This window comes from Bosea sp. (in: a-proteobacteria) (genome assembly GCA_023910605.1).
GTDB lineage: Bacteria > Pseudomonadota > Alphaproteobacteria > Rhizobiales > Beijerinckiaceae > Allobosea.
Map to the genome: position 1 here is coordinate 2,240,647 of JAAVVV010000001.1, position 17,046 is coordinate 2,257,692.

General features: G+C 66.1%; 13 protein-coding genes and 2 pseudogenes. 7 read left to right on the forward strand and 8 right to left on the reverse strand.

Annotated features, from left to right (window positions below; translation table 11 throughout):
* The first annotated feature begins 28 nt into the window (after nucleotides 1-28).
* The 3 genes from mltG (at nucleotide 29) to gmk (ending at nucleotide 3,143) form a co-directional block, all read left to right on the forward strand.
* Complete coding sequence (mltG, locus tag HEQ16_10825; GenBank protein ID MCO4054524.1) at nucleotides 29-1,525, forward strand: endolytic transglycosylase MltG; 1,497 nt, start codon at nucleotides 29-31, stop codon at nucleotides 1,523-1,525.
* An 86-nt stretch (nucleotides 1,526-1,611) separates the two neighbouring features.
* The gene (locus tag HEQ16_10830; GenBank protein MCO4054525.1) at nucleotides 1,612-2,499 is read left to right on the forward strand and encodes a YicC family protein; all 888 of its coding nucleotides are present in this window, start codon (nucleotides 1,612-1,614) and stop codon (nucleotides 2,497-2,499) included.
* A 5-nt stretch (nucleotides 2,500-2,504) separates the two neighbouring features.
* Nucleotides 2,505-3,143, forward strand: coding sequence for a guanylate kinase (gene gmk, locus HEQ16_10835; GenBank protein MCO4054526.1), 639 nt, complete (start codon nucleotides 2,505-2,507; stop codon nucleotides 3,141-3,143).
* Here the strand turns inward: gmk and rsmA are convergent.
* The 5 genes from rsmA to lptF are packed head-to-tail and all read right to left on the reverse strand — an operon-like array spanning nucleotide 3,107 to nucleotide 9,874.
* A complete protein-coding gene (gene rsmA / locus HEQ16_10840; protein ID MCO4054527.1) occupies nucleotides 3,107-4,009 on the reverse strand; it encodes a 16S rRNA (adenine(1518)-N(6)/adenine(1519)-N(6))-dimethyltransferase RsmA in 903 nt (300 codons plus the stop codon). The two genes, gmk and rsmA, sit on opposite strands and share 37 nt — an antisense overlap.
* On the reverse strand, nucleotides 4,006-5,022 hold the full coding sequence (gene pdxA / locus HEQ16_10845; GenBank protein MCO4054528.1) for a 4-hydroxythreonine-4-phosphate dehydrogenase PdxA: 1,017 nt from the start codon (nucleotides 5,020-5,022) through the stop codon (nucleotides 4,006-4,008). Before pdxA ends, rsmA begins: the two co-directional genes overlap by 4 nt.
* 23 nt (nucleotides 5,023-5,045) lie before the next feature.
* Nucleotides 5,046-7,592 carry an LPS-assembly protein LptD gene (locus HEQ16_10850; GenBank protein ID MCO4054529.1) on the reverse strand — a complete coding sequence of 849 codons (2,547 nt, stop codon included), beginning with the start codon at nucleotides 7,590-7,592 and terminating at the stop codon, nucleotides 5,046-5,048.
* 33 nt (nucleotides 7,593-7,625) lie between these two features.
* Nucleotides 7,626-8,714: an LPS export ABC transporter permease LptG gene (lptG, locus tag HEQ16_10855; protein MCO4054530.1), complete on the reverse strand. Its 1,089-nt coding sequence runs from the start codon at nucleotides 8,712-8,714 to the stop codon at nucleotides 7,626-7,628.
* Entirely contained in the window at nucleotides 8,711-9,874 is a 1,164-nt protein-coding gene (lptF, locus tag HEQ16_10860) for an LPS export ABC transporter permease LptF (GenBank protein MCO4054531.1), read from the reverse strand. Before lptF ends, lptG begins: the two co-directional genes overlap by 4 nt.
* Before the next feature lie 229 nt (nucleotides 9,875-10,103).
* Between lptF and HEQ16_10865 the strand changes: the two genes are divergently transcribed.
* The 3 genes and pseudogenes from HEQ16_10865 to HEQ16_10875 all read left to right on the forward strand — a co-directional run bounded on the left by HEQ16_10865 (nucleotide 10,104) and on the right by HEQ16_10875 (nucleotide 12,458).
* Complete coding sequence (locus HEQ16_10865; protein ID MCO4054532.1) at nucleotides 10,104-11,585, forward strand: leucyl aminopeptidase; 1,482 nt, start codon at nucleotides 10,104-10,106, stop codon at nucleotides 11,583-11,585.
* Nucleotides 11,586-11,610: 25 nt separating this feature from the next.
* Nucleotides 11,611-12,063 (forward strand): DNA polymerase III subunit chi, encoded by a 453-nt coding sequence (locus HEQ16_10870; GenBank protein ID MCO4054533.1) that lies wholly within the window; start codon nucleotides 11,611-11,613, stop codon nucleotides 12,061-12,063.
* Nucleotides 12,064-12,263: 200 nt separating this feature from the next.
* Nucleotides 12,264-12,458: pseudogene (locus HEQ16_10875) on the forward strand (hypothetical protein).
* Here the strand turns inward: HEQ16_10875 and HEQ16_10880 are convergent.
* The gene (locus HEQ16_10880) at nucleotides 12,459-14,324 is read right to left on the reverse strand and encodes an ABC-F family ATP-binding cassette domain-containing protein (protein MCO4054534.1); all 1,866 of its coding nucleotides are present in this window, start codon (nucleotides 14,322-14,324) and stop codon (nucleotides 12,459-12,461) included.
* A gap of 154 nt (nucleotides 14,325-14,478) precedes the next feature.
* Between HEQ16_10880 and HEQ16_10885 the strand changes: the two genes are divergently transcribed.
* Nucleotides 14,479-15,111, forward strand: coding sequence for a MarC family protein (locus tag HEQ16_10885; GenBank protein ID MCO4054535.1), 633 nt, complete (start codon nucleotides 14,479-14,481; stop codon nucleotides 15,109-15,111).
* 7 nt (nucleotides 15,112-15,118) lie between these two features.
* On the opposite strand, the pseudogene HEQ16_10890 reads toward HEQ16_10885, so the two are convergent.
* A pseudogene (locus HEQ16_10890) lies at nucleotides 15,119-16,237 on the reverse strand (M20 family metallopeptidase).
* Between the two features lie 11 nt (nucleotides 16,238-16,248).
* Nucleotides 16,249-16,761, reverse strand: a complete 513-nt coding sequence (gene ssb, locus HEQ16_10895) for a single-stranded DNA-binding protein (protein MCO4054536.1) — start codon at nucleotides 16,759-16,761, stop codon at nucleotides 16,249-16,251.
* Between the last annotated feature and the right edge of the window lie 285 nt (nucleotides 16,762-17,046).

Here is a 17,046-nt window from a genome sequence, read left to right on the forward strand (position 1 = left end):
CCAATCCCAGCGCGGGTCAGTCGGGGACATGAGCGCCATGAATGATAAGCCGTCCGGATTGGGCGATCAGCAACGGGCGTCCCCGCGCAGCCCGTCCGAGGCGATGAAGCCGAGCGCGCCGCCTCCGCCTCCGCCGCGCAAGATCAAGCGCCGCCGCGGCGGCCTGATCGGGTTTCTCAGCGCCATGTTCACGATCGCAGTGATCGGCGCCGTCGTGATCGGCGGCGCCTTCATCGTCGTGACGCGGCAGGCCGGCGAGCCCGGACCGCTGGCGGCGGACAGGGCGCTGATCATCCCGCCCGGCAGCGGGCTGTCTGAAGTTGCCGAGCAACTCGACCGCGAAGGCGTCATCCGCAATCCGCTGATGTTCGGTCTGGCGGGCTATCTCAACGGCGCCTGGTCGCAGCTGCGCGCAGGCGAATACCTCTTCAAGGCCGGCATCAGCCAGCGCGAGGCGCTCGACGTGCTGACGAGCGGCAAGCCCGTGCTGCACTCCGTCCTGATACCCGAGGGGCTTACCAGCGAGCAAATCGTGGCGCGGCTCAAGGAGAACGACCTGCTCACCGGCGAGGTCGCGCAGATCCCGCGCGAGGGATCGCTCCTGCCGGACACATACCGCGTCGAGCGCGGCTGGAGCCGTCAACGGGTGATCCAGACGATGACGGACAAGCAGCGCGAGGAATTGAACCGCATCTGGGCGCGCCGTGTGGCGGACCTGCCCCTCAGGACCCCGCAGGAACTTGTGACGCTTGCCTCGATCGTCGAGAAAGAAACGGGCCGTGCCGACGAGCGGCCGCGTGTGGCGGGCGTGTTCGTCAACCGCCTCAACCGGCGCATGAAGCTGCAATCCGATCCCACCATTGTCTACGGGCTGGTGGGCGGCAAGGGCACGCTCGGGCGCGGCATCCTGCGCACCGAGATTACGCAGCCGACGCCGTTCAATACCTATGTGATCGATGGCCTGCCGCCGGGGCCGATCGCCAATCCTGGCCGCGCGGCGATGGAGGCTGTGGCCAACCCGTCGCGGACGCGAGATTTGTTCTTCGTCGCCGATGGCACAGGCGGCCACGCCTTCGCCGAATCGCTCGATCAGCACAACCGCAATGTTGTGCGCTGGCGCCAGATCGAGGCGTCGCGCCGCGAGGCAGGCCGGCCCTCCGCCGAAGCCAGCGTGGACCGCACGGAGCCGCCGCCGGTCCAGGCCCCGGCCCAGTCTCCTGCCGCCACGCCCGGACAGCCCGAGCGCCGCACGGAGGCGCTTGACGCGCTCGATCCGCGTTCCACCGCTTTCGAGGATCAGACGCAGCCTTCCGATCTCGAGACCTTTCCGGTGCCGGCCGGTCGCCGCGCCGGCATGAACCAGCCTGCGCCTCAGTCGGGCCGTTCGACCGAGGCTGGGCAGGGCGCAGCGCCAGGCCAACGGGCCCGCGCTTTTGACGCATCGGAGGGCACTGCTCGCGATCCCTTGCTCAATCGCACCTTCGATCTCAACACGCCGAAGGCCATTCCTCCGCTGCGGCCTTGAAGGCTGTTCTGGATTAGCGCTTTTCGCTCCCCGAAAAGCGCACTACGGTTCGCAGCCTTCACACGACGATTCCGGACCATTCCCCGATGATTTCGAGCATGACAGGCTTCGCGCGCGAAGCTGGTTCTCATGGAGCTGTCAGCTTCGCCTGGGAAATGAAGTCGGTGAACGGCCGCAACCTCGATATCCGGGTGCGCGTGCCGCCGGGCTTCGAGGCTGTGGGCGAGGAGGCCCGCAAGCTGGTGTCTGCCGTCGTCACGCGCGGCGCCGTCCAGGTCGGCCTCATGGTGCAGCGGGCCGAAGCGCGGCGCCCCGCTGTCCGGATCAACGCAGACGTGCTGACCTCGCTCGCCGAGGCGCTGGCCAGCCTGCCGACCTCGCTGCCGTTCCAGCCCGCCACGCTCGATGGTCTCTTGCAGGTCCGCGGCGTGGTAGAGGTAGAGGAACCCGACGAACAGGCGCTGGGCGCTGATGTTCAGCCGCATCTGGTGGCGGCCGCCGGCCGCGCAGCCGAGGCGCTGGCGTCCTCACGGCGGCAGGAGGGGCGTACGCTGCGCGACGTTCTGGCGGCGCAATTGTCCCGGATGAGCGAACTCGTGGCCATCGTCGAGAGCCATCCCGCCCGCAGCGCGGCAGCCATTCGCGCGCGCCTGGAGGCGCAGGTCTCGGCGCTGATGAATGGGCGCGAGAACACGCTTGACCCCGACAGGCTGTATCAGGAGGCAGCGCTTCTGGCCACGCGGGCGGATGTGCGCGAGGAGCTTGACCGGCTGGGCGCGCATGTCGATACCTCGCGCGAGCTGCTCGATCAGGGCGGCGCCGTTGGCCGCAAGCTCGACTTCCTCGCGCAGGAGTTCGGGCGTGAAGCCAGCACGCTTTGCGCCAAGGCCAATCATGTGGAGCTGTCGCGCGTCGGCCTGGAGTTGCGCGCGATCGTGGACCAGTTCCGCGAACAGGCGCAGAACGTGGAGTGAAGCTGATGGCACCAATCCAGCGCCGCGGCCTGATGCTGATCCTGTCCTCGCCGTCGGGCGCGGGCAAATCCACCCTGACGCGCCAGCTGGTTGCGGATGAGCCCGACGTTCGGCTGTCGATCTCGGTCACGACCCGGCCGCGCCGACCATCAGAGATCGACGGCAAGCATTATCACTTCATCACCGTGGATGACTTCAAGGCGATGCGCGATCGCGGCGAGTTGCTCGAGAGCGCGGAGGTCCACGGCAATTTCTACGGCACGCCGCGCCGCGCCGCCGAGGCGACCCTCGCCGAGGGGCGCGACATCCTGTTCGACATCGATTGGCAGGGAACGCGGCAGATCATGGCGCGGATGCGCCGCGACGTGGTGGCGGTTTTCATCCTGCCGCCCTCGATGGCCGAGCTGAAGACAAGGCTGGAACGCCGTGCGGAGGACTCGCCCGAGACAATCGGGCGAAGGCTGCGCAACGCGCGTGACGAGATCGCGCAATGGGGCATCTACGACTATCTCATCGTCAATGACGATCTCGGAAAGGCGTTCAACAGCGTCAAGGCGGTGCTCGCCGCCGAACGCATGAAGCGCGACCGGCTTGTGGGGCTGCCCGGCTATGTGGACGCGCTGCTCGCCGGAAACGGGACCTGATCGGCTGCATCGCCGCCCCGCAGCCGTGACGCGACATTGGCCAGCGCCACGAAGCCCGCGACATCGATCGTCTCCGCCCTTGCCGTTTCGCTGATGCCCGACTGCGCGAACAGGGGCGGCAGCTCGACGCCCAACCCTTTCAGCGACTGCCGGAGCATCTTCCGGCGTTGGCCGAAGGCCGCCATCGTGACGCGCTGCAACTCGGCGAGATCGCAGGCCAGCGGCGCGGCGCGCGGCACGAGATGGACCACGCTCGACATGATCTTCGGCGGCGGCACGAAGGCGGAGGCTGCGACATCGAACAGGATCCGCGCTTGCGTCCGCCAGCCGCACAGCACGCTCAATCGCCCGTAATTGGAGGGGTCCGACGGCGCGGCGACGATCCGCTCCGCCACCTCGCGCTGGAACATGAGCGTGAGCGAATCGAACCAGGGCGGCCAGGGCCCGCGCGTCAGCCACGCGATGAGGAGCGCGGTTCCGACATTGTAGGGCAGGTTGGCGACAATGCTGGCAGGCTCGCCGCGCAGGCGGGCAGGCATGTCCTCACGCATCGCGTCGCCATGGATGATCTCGAGGCGGCCGGGCCACCGCGCTGCGATTTCGGCCAGCGCAGGCAGACATCGCTCGTCGCGCTCGATGGCGATCACGCGCCCCGCGCCTTCCAGCAGCAGCGCGCGGGTGAGCCCGCCGGGTCCGGGCCCGATCTCCACCACCGTGCGCCCTTCGATCGGGCCGCCGGCGCGTGCGATGCGGCGCGTCAGGTTGAGATCGAAGAGGAAATTCTGCCCGAGCGCCCGTTTGGCGAGCAACCCGTGATGGTTGACCACATCGCGCAGGGGTGGGAGCCCGTCGGCGGCAAGCGTCAAGGCGCCGCCCCCTCGCCCAGCCGCCGCGCCAGCCTCAGCGCCGCGAGCAAACTGTCCGGACGAGCGATGCCGCGGCCCGCTATGTCGAAGGCCGTTCCGTGATCCGGCGACGTGCGGACGAAGGGCAGGCCAAGCGTGACGTTCACGCCATCGTCGAAGGCCAGCGTCTTGGCCGGGATCAGGCCCTGATCGTGATACATGGTGAGCGCAGCGTCATAGCTGGCGCGTGCGCGCGCATGAAACATCGTGTCAGCTGGCAGCGGTCCGCGTGCTTCAATGCCAAGGGCGCCGAGCGCGGCCACCGCAGGAGCAATGATGGCGTCATCCTCCCGGCCCATCGCTCCACCTTCGCCAGCATGAGGGTTGAGCCCCGCAACAGCGAGGCGCGGGGTCGCAATGCCGAAACGGGCCTTGAGTTCACGCGCGACGATCACGCCGGTTTCGACGATCAGTGCAGTTGAGATCAGGCCAGGAACAGCGCTGATCGGCACATGTATCGTAACCGGCACCACGGCGAGCTGCTCGCTCCAGATCATCATGACCGGGCGCGGAGCTGCCTGGCCAGGCTCTCCTGCCAGCGCTGCGAGAAATTCGGTATGACCTGGATGGACGAATCCGGCGGCGTACAGAACCGATTTTGCGATCGGGTTGGTGACGATGCCGGCGGCTTTGCCCATCTGCGTCAAACGGACCGCCATCTCGATGGCGCGAATGGTTCCTGCTGCGGTGGCGGGTTGAGGCTGTCCCGGCTCCGCTTCTGCATCAAGGCCGTGGTCGATCACCGGCAGTCCGGACCTGAAGCAGTCCTCAGCCTCTTCGGGCGCAGCAATGCGGGCAATGGGCGAGCCGAAGCCCATCATTGCTGCACTTCGACCAAGAGCGTGTGCAGAGCCGATCATTGCGAAAGGTGGCAGCCCCAACCTTTCCCGCTCGCTCCATAGCGTGAAGGCCAGTTCCGGGCCGATGCCGGCAGGGTCGCCCTGCGTCAGCAGCAGGGGTAGGCGGCGGGTCATCACGGTTGCGTCGCGCGTTGCGATCACTTGGCGCTTGGGATGCCGTCAGCATTCCCGCCGATCTGGTCGCCAAGGGCCTGACGGTGCGTGAATGCCCCAAGTGTACGCAGTTCAACCCGGAAGAGAATGCCCTGGTTCGTCCGCTCGCGCGTGCCTTCTGTCGTGTCCTTGAACGAGCTGAAGTAGCTCACATCGAAGATTGTGCACTCGTCCTGGTAGCGCGCGCCAACCACTAGCGAACTCGGAGAGAAGCGCGGCGTGTTCAATTTCTGAGCTGGCAGCGGAAGCACCCGATCCGTCAGATACTTGTCGAGATCGTAGAGCACGCTGCCGCGCACGCTCCAGAACTGGCCAAGCTTCAGGCCGCTGCTCAATGAGATGCCCTCTCGGCGGAACGGCTGGGCGCGCTCGGGCTGGGCATCATAGCGCGCATAGGTGACAGACGCCCAGACCGGATCGATCTGCACAGTGGCAGCCACCTCGATCGCGCGCGCTGCAAAGGTTCGTTCGTCGAAGCGGCCCTTGGCGGTGACGGTGCCGTAAGGATTGGGCGAGAACTGCACCCGCGCGACATAGTCGGAATTGCGCGATTCAAGCCCGCTGTTGGCGCCGGAGTTGGTCATGTCCTGCGCCGCGAAGGAGTTGCGGCCCGACAGATGATAGGACTGGCCGACAAGGGCGTTGGCATAGGCGCCATTCGCGAAGGTGCCCGAATAGTTGAGACCATAGCTCATCCGGATGCCGCCTTCGGTGCGGTCATAGCCCGAGAACCGGTTCCACTGAAACAGGTTGGTGTCGTCGAAGACGAGGCTCTGCGCGTCCTCGTTCGGGGTGCGGCCGATCCTGGATTCGCTTGGCCGCGCAATGATCTGGGCCACGGGCGAGATCACATGATTGCCCGAGCCGATCGACATCACCAGCGGATAGGCATAACTCAGCCCGATCGCTGGCATGAAGCGCGTGGCTGTGCCTTCCTGCGCGCCAAAGGCGCTCTGGAAACTGTTGTTGAAGCCGCCGGCATTCAACGTGGTGTAGAAGGCGTCGGCGCGCAACTGCGCGAACGGCGTCCAGACCTGGCCGATCGGGTCGATCATCTGGCGGCGCCATGAAATGCCGATCGAGGCGCGCGTGGCGGAACCGCCTATGCCGCGCAGCAGGCACTCGGAGCGATTGTAGAGGAAGCAGCCTTCATAAAAGGAAGCGGCAGGTGTCGTTCCCGTTGCCGGTCGGTTGACGAGATAACTCGATGCCGCGAACGGCGTTTTGCCTGACGGCATATCCGTTCCAGGTGTTGGAATCGTCTGGAATGCCGCCTGCTCACGGCTCAGGCTCGTCACATTGGCGTCGACCATGATCTCGCCGCCGAGCGCGCCGGGACCCTCGAAGCGCTTGTTGTAGTCGATCACCGGATGGACGACAGGCTGCTGCCGCTGCCAGTCGGTGTAGCTGAGCGGGCGGAAATGATAGGCACGCGCATCGAACCAGGCATTGGCGCTCTGGCCGTTGAGATAGACGGTCGAGGTCACTTCACGGAAGAAGGTCGAGGTCAGCCCGTCAGTGCGCACGCGATAGTTGCGGTAGAAGTAGCGGTCGGTCGAGCCGGACACATCCCAGCCAAAGCGCCAGTTGCGATTGATGTCGAAGCTGCCGAACGTCTCGATGGAGCCGCGGAAGCGACGGTCACCTGCTCCGACGGGAGGCGCAGCGTAAACGCCGGGGTCGTTCTGGAAGATGCCTGCGGCGCGGATAGCGTAGGAGCCGTTGACCAGCCGGTGCCGCCACTCAGCCTGGCCAAGGAAGCCCTGCCGCGAAAAGAAGGTCGGCGTGAGGGTGAGATCGTAGTTGGGCGCCAGGTTCCAGAAGAACGGCACGCCGACGCCGACGCCAAGCTGCGTGCTGGAGAAGATGGTCGGGGAAAGAAACCCGGACTGCCGCTTCACGGTCGAGTCAGGCGACCAGAAATAGGGAATATACGCGATGGGCACACCCGCGAGCTCCAGCGTCGAGCCCTCGAAATAGATCGTCTTCTCGTCACCCTTGTGGATGATCCTCTGCGAGCGCACCTGCCAAAGCGGCGGCCTTTCAGGATTGTCCTTGCACGGCTCGCAGGCCGTGTAGGTCCCGGTCTCGAAGCTGACAGTGTCGCCGGCCGACCGCTCGGCGCGCGGCGCGGCGAAGCGGCTGCGGTCGGGATTCTCGGTGCGCAGCGAATTGATGAAGCCGTCGCGGAAATCATCGGTGAGATCAAAGCGCGAGCCTGTTATGAGTTGGCCATTCGCTTCGGTAAGGCGGGCATTGCCTTCGGCGAAGACCCGCTTGGTCGCTCGGTTGTAAACAACGCGATCCGCCTCAAGCGTGCGACCCTGATAGAAGATCTGGACGTCGCCAACAGCTTCAACGGTGTTCTTGTCGTTGTTGTAAACCAGCTGCCTGGCTTCGATAAGCATGCGCTCGCGCGAAGGCTGGCCTTGCGCGGATGGGCCCTGTGCGCTGGCCGCGCCGAGAGACAGCACGAGAGTGAGCCCCGTGCCGGCAGCAAGACGGTGGATGCGCCTTGTCCGCGAAGTCATGATCTCAACCACCTGCCCACGCACTCTCGTCCACTAGCCGTCTTCCAGATGAAGAAGGGCCAGCACGCCGAGCAAACTCCCCAAAATGGCCGGCAACCAGGCAGCCATGGCGGGACCGATAATCCCGTTGGCCCCCAGATCCTCGGTCAACTCCGTGGCGACGTAAAGCACGAACCCAGCGATAACGCCACCCAGGACCATTCGAGCTACGCCACCAAATCGGAAAAATCTTAAGGAAACGGTCGCAGCCACCAGAATCATCGCAAGCAGCAGAACGGGACGAGCGGTCAACGCGGCTTCCTGCAGCCGATACCGGGTGGCGTCGAGGCCCGCGCGTTCAGTCCGGTCGATCACCTCTGGCAGATCCCAATAGGAGACCTGGTCGGCCGGGGTGAAGCTACGACGGATCTGCTCGACCTCGAGATTGGTGGCCAGCACGGACGATTCATAAGTGCGCGGCTCGTCCATGATGGAAATCACCCGAACAGAGCTGAGTTCCCAGTAACCGCTGCGCAATACTGCGCGCGCCGCCTCAACCCGCTCGATGAAGAGCCCCTCGGGGTCGTAGTTGTAGAAAGTAACCTGATTGAGCTGCAGGCCCTGTTCAGTGGCGGAGATCGCGCGAATGACGGATTGCCCATCAACGCTTTTCTGCCGAAGCCAGATGACCTTGTCGGTCGTCTCGCGCCCGCTTTTTGCAAAGATCGCAGCCTCCATCTCGCCCGCCTTTTGCCGGAAGCTGGCGGCCATTGGGTTGAACAGCAGCACCGATGCGATGCCAAGCGCCGCGCCCACCGCGAGTCCCGGCTGCAGGAATTGCCAGGCTGACACACCCGCCGCGCGGGCCACGACAAGTTCAAGCTTGCGGCTGAGCCCCAGAAGCGCGCCCATCGCCCCGAACAACACGGCGAAGGGCAGCACCTGCTCTGCAATGGATGGCGCCCGGTAGAAAGCCAAAGTCGCCATGGCTACGGCCGAGGCATCCCGCGCATCGCCGGCCCGGCGCATCAACTCCACGAAATCGAGCGTGAAAATCAGCAGATAAATCGTGAAGAAAACGCCTGCGATCAGCTTGATGAAGCGCAGCGCGATATAGATGCCCAGCGTGCGGCCGATGATCATGCCGGCCTCGCAAACCGTGTCCGCACCGCGCTCGCAAGCCCGTCCAACCAGGCGGCCAGGCGCGCTGTTGCGGGAGCGAATGTGGGCCGCGCGAAGATCAGCAGGAGGCAGGCCACGATCGCGAGCAGCGGCAGCGCATAGGCGACATAGACCGCACCGGGCGCGCGGACCATCAGGCTCGACAGGGCGAAGCCGGCGATGCGCACGGCCATGACGGACAGGGCCGCGGCGGCCATGGCCGAGCCGCGCCCCTGGCGCGTGGTCCGCGGCTCGCCCAGCGCCGCGAATCCGATCAGGATGAAACAGATCACATAGATAGGCGCGAGGAACCGATCATGCAGCTCCGCCCGGAAGCGCCCTTCGATCAGGCGATAATAGGCTTCGTTCGGATCCGGAAAGAGCAGGGCCTGCGTCGTCCGCTCGCGCGGTTTGAGGATGACATCAGCCCCATCCTGTCCGAACGAAGACAGGTCCACGCCATAGCGGTCGAAGGTCACGATCGAGTTGTCTTCCGCCTTCGCGCTCTGACGCTGGATCGATCCCTTCTCGAGCACGAGGAAGGGCTTGCCCTCGATGTCGAGCGTCTGCCCGCGCTCGGCGATGTAGACCGAGGATTTTCCGGGCTCGCGGCTGTCGAGAAAGAAGATCCCGAGCAGGGCAGCGCCCGAGCGCTCGCGGTAATGGAAGGTGATGCCCTGGTCGAGCGAGGTGAACTGCCCCTCCTTCACCACATTGGCGATGAAGTCGCTCCTGATCTGCGTGATCATGTCGCGCAGCTCGCGGAAGCTTGCCGGCATCACCTGGAGCGTCATGACCGCCACCAGCGCGGCCGAGATCACGGCCATGAGCGCAAACGGCTTGAGCAGCCGCCCCGGCGGCACGCCCGAGGCGCTCATGACGATCAGCTCTGAATCGCTGTTGAGCTTGTTGAGCGTGTAGAGCGTGGCCGCGAAGGCTGCGACGGGGGCGATCACGATCACAAGAGCGGGCAAGGAGAGGGCGGTGAACCTGAGGAACACCAGAATCGTCTGACCCTTGCCAGTCACGAGGCTGAGCTCGCGCAGGGCGGAAGTGATCCAGATGACGCAGGTGAGGCCCACGAGACAGGCTATCGCGGCGACCAGCATCGTCCTGAGCAGATAGCGGTCGAGCAATCCCAAACGCATCGGTGCCGTTGTCTCCTCAGGTCGCCAGCTGGGGGCGGGCGATGTTCAGCGCGCAAAACACGGCGAGTTTGTGGCGTGGCTGACCGCGCCGGCTTGTGACGATCGAGGTTTGCGTTACAACATCCTCGCACGCCGGGTCAAAAGTCGGCAATCCGTTCCCGGAGCCGCATTCCTGCCGCTGCACCCTGCAGCGGATTGCATCCACCAAGCATGAGGCACAATGATGGTTGACCGTCTCAAAATCGAACTCAGGCCCCTCGCGCCTCCGTCATCGGGCGATGTCGCCATCCTTGTCTTCGATGATCTCGCCATGCCGGCAGACGTGCCGCAGGCCGTTGCCGAGGCTGCCGCCCGGGTTGCCGCGATCGAGCAGTTCAAGGGAAAGGCGCTGAGCACGATCCAGACCATGGCCCCGGCAGGCAGCGGCTTCGACCGCATCGTGCTCGTCGGCCTCGGCGCGCGCGACGATTCCGCCAAGATCGACTGGCCGGCCATCGGCGGCGTCATCGCTGGCAAGATCGCCGCGCGCAGGCCTCTTGCGGCGCTTCTTGCCAGCTCGGCCGGTCCTCTCTCGCCGGCCCAGGCGGGGGATGTCGCGCTGGGCGCCAGGCTGCGCAGCTACAGCTTCGACCGCTACAAGACCAAGAAGCCCGACGCCGAACCCAATGTCGGGGGCGAACTGGCGCTGCACGTCGCCGACACGCTGAAGGCCCGCAAGGCCATGAAGGTGAGGGACGCGGTGGCTGAAGGTGTGTGCCTCGCCCGCGATCTCGTGAACGAGGCGCCCAACGTCCTTGGCCCCGAGGAGTTCGCGGAGCAGGCCGAGGCTTTGTCGAAGCTCGGCGTCGAGGTGGAGGTCCTGGGCGAGAAGCAACTCAAGAAGATCGGCATGCGCGCCCTGCTCGGCGTAGGGCAGGGTTCCCACCGCGAAAGCAAGGTCGCCATCATGCGCTGGAACGGCGGCAAGGAGGGCGCCCAGCCCGTCGCCTTCGTTGGAAAGGGCGTGGTCTTCGACACCGGCGGCATCTCGATCAAGCCGGCCGCCGGCATGGAGGACATGAAAGGCGACATGGCCGGCGCCGGCTGCGTGGTCGGGCTGATGCACGCGCTTGCCAGCCGCAAGGCCAAGGCGAATGTCATCGGCGCCATCGGTCTGGTCGAGAACATGCCCGACGGCAAGGCGCAGCGGCCGGGCGACATCGTGCGCTCGCTCTCTGGCCAGACGATCGAGATCATCAACACCGATGCCGAGGGCCGGCTCGTTCTCGCCGACGTGCTCTGGTACGTGCAGGACAAGTACAAGCCCCAGTTCATGGTGAACCTTGCCACCCTCACCGGCGCGATTCTGGTGGCGCTGGGCAAGGAAAATGCCGGTCTTTTCTCCAATGACGACAAGCTGGCGGAGCGCCTGTTCGAGGCCGGAAAGGCCACGGGCGAAACGGTCTGGCGCATGCCCATGTCGGCGGCCTACGACAAGATCATCGATTCCAAGTTCGCGGATGTGAAGAACTCCGCCGGCCGCGACGCCGGCTCGATCACCGCGGCGCACTTCCTCAAGCGCTTCGTCAACGACACGCCCTGGGCGCATCTCGATATCGCCGGCACGGCCATGGGTTCGCCGCAGACCGAGATCAGCAAGGGCTGGGCCTCGGGCTGGGGCGTGCGCCTGCTCGACCGGCTGGTCGCGGACCACTACGAGGGGTGATGCCGGCTGCGGGGCTGACGAGGTCGTGATGGACGTGACCTTCTATCATCTGGAGCGGCAGCCACTCGAAAAGGTGCTGCCGCTTCTGCTCGAGAAGGCGCTTGAGCGGGGCTGGAAGGCGGTGGTCGAGGTCTCGAGCGCCGAGCGTCAGGCTGCGATCGACGATCTTTTGTGGACCTATGCCGAACGCAGCTTCCTGCCCCATGGCCGCGACGAGGAGCCCGACTGCGAGACCCAGCCCATCCTCGTCACGACCTCCCGCGCAAATGCGAACGGCGCCGATGTGCGCTTCCTGGTGGACGGCGCCCGCTTTACGCCGGAACTGGAAGGCTATAGCCGCATTGCGTTGCTGTTCGATGGTGGCGATCCGGCCGCGCTCGAAGCGGCGCGGGCCGACTGGAAGGTGGCGCGAGCCACCGGCCTTGCCGCGAGCTACTGGCAGCAAGGCCCCGATGGCCGCTGGGAGAAGAAAGCATGATGGTGCGCGTGCAAGGAACGGTTCTGGCTCTGGGAGTGGCGCTCGCGTTTGGCGGCTGCTCGGTGGACCTGGGCGGCTTCGCCTTCGTCAATGACCAGACGGCCTCGATGCGGGTCACAACCGGGGAGCCGCTGCTCCAGCCCGATGGCTCGTGCGGAACCGGAGCCACGCTTGATCCCTCCCGCCTGCGCCAGGCGCCCGCCGCCATCGCGGAAGGCATCGCCGAGTGCGATCTTGTGCGGCTCAAGGGCGGCGCGCCCACCGATGTGCTGATCGGCGAAAGCGGCAAGGGCCAGCGCGAGGTGCAGGTTCTCTACAGCGAGCCGGGCGGGCGGGAGATCTATCTCTTCACCGACAACAGGCTGACCCGCATCGTCAGGCCCGGGCAGGGCTGATCACGCCTCGCCGAGTTCGGTGCTCACGACAAGCCACTCATCCTCGATCCGCGCGATCTTGTCGGCCAGCGCCGCGCGGTCGGCCGAGAGCCGGCCGGCCTTCTCGGGCTCCTTCGCGAACAGTTCCGGGTTGCTCAGGGCCTGATCGATGCGCGTGCGCAGACTGTCGAGCCGCGCTATTTCGGCCTCGATCTCCTTGAGCCGCTTCTCGAACTTGCCGCGCGCGGGTTTGCGCGCATCGCTCCCCTGAGAGGCGGCGGCTGCGCCTTGAGCCGAGGCGCCATCGCGCCGCACCGGCCGGCCAGGCCCGGCCAGGACACGGGCGCGGTACTCGTCGAGGTCGCCATCGAACGGCTTGATGGTGCCGCCTTCGACCAGCCAGAGCCGGTCCGCACAGGCCTCGATCAGGAAGCGGTCATGGCTGACCAGCATCACCGCGCCGGGATAATCGTTGATCGCCTCCATCAGCGCGGCGCGGCTGTCGATGTCGAGGTGGTTCGTCGGCTCGTCGAGAATCAGCAGATGAGGCCCCTTGAAGGTGGCGATGCCGAGCATGAGCCGGGCTTTCTCGCCGCCTGAGAGCTGCGCCACCCTGGTGTCGGCCTTGGAGGCGGGAAAGCCCATTTGGGCTGCCCGCGCCCGGATGCGGGCCTCGGTTGCATCAGGCATCAGCGGCGCTATGTGCTGCACGGGGGTCTCGCCAAGCCGGAGCTCATCGACCTGATGCTGCGCGAAGTAGGCCACCTCGACACGGCTTGAGCGGCGCACCTCGCCGGCCATCGGCGCGAGCTTCGTCGCAAGCAGTTTGCAGAAGGTGGATTTGCCGTTTCCATTCGGGCCCAGCAGTGCGATGCGGTCATCCGGCTGGATGGACAGGTTGAGCCCCTTGAGGATCGCCTTGTCGCCATAGCCGACCGCCGCGCCATCGAAGGTGTAGAGCGGGGGCGACATCTCGCGCGTCGGCTCGGGGAAGTGGAAGGGCAGGACCTGGCTGTCCACGATGGCGGCGATCGGCGCGAGCTTCTCGAGCCGCTTCACGCGGGACTGGGCCTGCTTTGCCTTGGAAGCCTTGGCCTTGAAGCGGTCGACGAAGGCCTGCAGGTGCTTGCGCTCCGCCTCCTGCTTGTCCTTGAGCTTGCCCAGCAGCGCCATCTTCTCGGTCCGCTGCCGATCGAACGAGGAATAGCCGCCGCGGTAAAGCGTGAGTTTGGACTGGTCGAGATGCAGGATGTGGTCGACGCAGGTGTCAAGCAACTCCCGGTCGTGGCTGATCACCAGCACCGTGTGCGGATAGCGGCCCAGATAGTCATAGAGCCACAAGGTGCCCTCGAGATCGAGGTAATTGGTGGGCTCGTCGAGCAGGAGCAGGTCCGGCTCGGTGAACAGCACTGCCGCCAGCGCGACCCGCATTCGCCAGCCGCCGGAAAACGACGAGCAAGGCCGCTTCTGCTGCTCGGCGTCAAAGCCCAGGCCATGCAGGATCGAGGCGGCCCGGGCCTCGGCGGAATAGGCGCCGATGTCGACCAGCCGCATTTCGATGTCGGCCCGCCGCATCGGGTCCTGCGTGGTCTGCGCCTCGGCCATCAGCGCGCAGCGCTCCAGATCGGCGGCGAGCACCACCTCGATCAGGCTTTCGGGACCGCCGGGCGCTTCCTGCGACACGGCTCCGATGCGCACATTCTTCGGCATGCCGACATGGCCGCTCTCTGTCGCAAGCTCTCCCATGATGATGCGGAACAGCGTGGTCTTGCCGGTGCCGTTGCGGCCGACGAGCCCGACCTTGGCGTTCGGCGGCAACGCGACGCTCGCCTGGTCGATGAGCAGGCGAGGGCCGAGGCGATAAGTGAGGTCGTTGAGATGGAGCATGGCCGGGCCTTGTGGCTGACCAACGCGCAAAAAGCCAGCGCGGCGATCCGGCCAGCGCGAAGTTTCAGGCAAGCGGCGCCGCGGCCGGCGACGCGCGGACGATTTTCACGGCTGCGGCCTCGCCTTTGAAGCGCTGCCGGGATATCTGCCGCGGATGATCTATGATTTCACCGCAGCCGCGCTGGTGACGCTTCTCGTCACGCTCGATCCGCCCGGGCTCGCCCCGATCTTCCTGTCTGTGACACGCGGCATGTCGGATGCCCAGCGGCGAGTGGTGGCCATCAGGGCGTCCGTGATCGCCTTCGTGCTTCTCGCCTTCTTCGCGCTGGCGGGCGACGCGCTTCTCAGGGTTCTCGGCGTGTCGCTGCCAGCCTTCCGGATTGCGGGCGGGCTGCTGCTGTTCTGGATTGCCTTCGAGATGGTGTTCGAGCGCCGCAACGAGCGCAAGCAGAACACTGCGGATGTCGCCATCACCAGGGACCACATCCAGAACGTCGCGGCCTTTCCGCTGGCGATCCCGCTGATGGCGGGCCCCGGAGCCCTGACGGCCATGATGCTGCTGGCGGGACGCGCCGGCGGCGATCCCTGGACACTGTCACTGCTGGTCGGCATCGCGGCGCTGGTAGTGCTGTCCTGCACCTTGACCTTCTTCCTCGCCACGCCGATCTCGCGCCTGCTCGGGGTGACGGGCAATGTCGTGCTGACGCGGCTGCTCGGCGTGATCCTGGCCGCCATGGCGGTGCAGTTCGTTGTCGACGGGATAAAGGCGGTCGTCCGTACCTTCTGAGGCGCCGTCAGAGCGTGAGCAGCAGCCGCCGCATCAGTTCCTGACGCGGTGCGATCGATGAGATCAGCCCATGTTCGGAAAGCGTATGGGCGCCTTCGCCGTCGATGCCGAGCCCGTCCAGCGTCGGCACGTTGAGCGCAGCCGAGAAGTTGCCGTCCGAACCGCCGCCTGTCATGGGGCAATCCTCAAGTGTGAACCCGATCTCGGCGGCCAGCCCCCGAGCATGCTAGAACAGCGCAGCCACGGGCGGCGTCTTCTCGTAAGGAGGGCGGTTCATGCCGCCGAAGACCTTGACCTTCACATCGGGATCATGAGGCCTGAGATTCAGCAGCCGTTGCTCGAACTCGGTCCCGTCCGCCGCCGTGCGGACCCTGAGATCGACCGTGAACCAGGCATGCTGCGGGATGACGTTGGGCGCGGTGCCGCCGGTGACGAGCGCCACGGTCGCGGTCACGCCGCGCGCATAATCGGTCATGGCCTCGATAGCGAGGATCTGGCGGGCCGCCTCGCGGATGGCGCTGCGCCCGTCCTGGTGCCGGGCCCCTGAATGGGCAGGCCGCCCCTCGATGGTCACCTCGAAGCGGCCGACCCCCTTGCGCGCCGTCACGATGCGGCCGCCATCGCGCGCCGGCTCGGTGACAAGGACATGGCTTGATCGCGCGGATTCGGCCTCGATCAGGGCGCGCGTGGTTGGGCTGCCGATTTCCTCGTCCGGCGTGAACAGGAATCGGATCGGCTTTCGCGCCATCGGAGCCGCCTGTTTGAACGCCTGAAGCGCCAGCCAGGCGCCGCCCTTCATGTCGTAGACGCCAGGTCCATACAGCCTGTCGCCTTCGATCCGCACGGGCAGGTCGCCGCTGGTCGTGCCTACGGGATGGACCGTGTCCAGATGCGACATCACGAGCGGGCCCGGCGCGCCCGTGTCAGGGCCCGCGCCGAGCAACAGCGTATCGCCCAGGCCATCGCGGCCGGCAATCCGCTTGACGGAGATGGGCAGGCCGGCGACCTCTGCCGCGACCAGATCCATCATGGCGTTGACCCCCGGCACATGGCGGGTCGGGCTTTCAACCGCCACCCACGACACCAGGCTGTCGATGGATGCCACGCTGGCCGGATGTGTTGCCATGGAGGCGAGCCTCAGAACGGGATGTCGTCGTCGAGCGTCGAGGCGCGGCCGGCCGGAGCGGCTGGCCGGCGCTCCATCGGGCTGGAACGGCCGAAGTTGCCGCCGCCCGACCGGTCCTCGATCATGCCGCCGTCGCGCCCGCCGCCCATGTCGGCGCCTTCGCCGCGTCCGCGGCTGTCGAGCAACGTCAGTTCGCCCCGGAAACGCTGCAGAACGATCTCCGTCCGGCGGCGCTTCTGGCCCGACTGCTGGTCGTCCCATTCGCGCGTCTGGAGCTGGCCCTCGACATACACCTTGGAGCCCTTCTTCAGATAGTTCTCGGCGACCTTGCCGAGGTTCTCGTTGAAGATGACCACGTCATGCCACTCGGTCCGGTCCTTGCGTTCGCCGCTGGCCTTGTCCCGCCAGCTTTCCGTCGTGGCCAGCGAGAAGGACACAACCGGGTCGCCACTGTTCGTGCGGCGGACTTCCGGGTCCTTGCCCAGATTGCCCACCAGAATCACCTTGTTCACGCTGCCTGACATGTCGCCGCTCCCACGCTCACCTTTGCTGGCGCCGCAGCGCCTGATCCAATCACCCGGCGCTCCGCGCCCTCGTCAGCGCAGATAAGCCGAGCCCCTTGCACAAATCAAGATGTTCTTGATATGTTCGTGCAACTCACCTGGGGAGAACACGGCAGCTTGGCATTGCTGCGATCCCTTGCGCGCTTCGCCAGCCGCGCACGCAGGCCGGCCATGCGGCAAGCTGCCCGCCTGAGACGCTGGCTTCGAGCGAAAAGCACCCTAGATAGATGTGGTTCCCACAATCCA

Bases quoted from the DNA above. Each gene is read 5' to 3' on its own strand.
- HEQ16_10885 (MCO4054535.1), top strand. From the start codon at position 14,479: ATGATCTATGATTTCACCGCAGCCGCGCTGGTGACGCTTCTCGTCACG.
- pdxA (MCO4054528.1), bottom strand. From the start codon at position 5,022: ATGACCCGCCGCCTACCCCTGCTGCTGACGCAGGGCGACCCTGCCGGC.
- gmk (MCO4054526.1), top strand. From the start codon at position 2,505: ATGGCACCAATCCAGCGCCGCGGCCTGATGCTGATCCTGTCCTCGCCG.
- HEQ16_10850 (MCO4054529.1), bottom strand. From the start codon at position 7,592: ATGACTTCGCGGACAAGGCGCATCCACCGTCTTGCTGCCGGCACGGGG.
- HEQ16_10830 (MCO4054525.1), top strand. From the start codon at position 1,612: ATGATTTCGAGCATGACAGGCTTCGCGCGCGAAGCTGGTTCTCATGGA.
- mltG (MCO4054524.1), top strand. From the start codon at position 29: ATGAGCGCCATGAATGATAAGCCGTCCGGATTGGGCGATCAGCAACGG.
- HEQ16_10880 (MCO4054534.1), bottom strand. From the start codon at position 14,324: ATGCTCCATCTCAACGACCTCACTTATCGCCTCGGCCCTCGCCTGCTC.
- ssb (MCO4054536.1), bottom strand. From the start codon at position 16,761: ATGTCAGGCAGCGTGAACAAGGTGATTCTGGTGGGCAATCTGGGCAAG.
- HEQ16_10865 (MCO4054532.1), top strand. From the start codon at position 10,104: ATGGTTGACCGTCTCAAAATCGAACTCAGGCCCCTCGCGCCTCCGTCA.
- lptG (MCO4054530.1), bottom strand. From the start codon at position 8,714: ATGATCATCGGCCGCACGCTGGGCATCTATATCGCGCTGCGCTTCATC.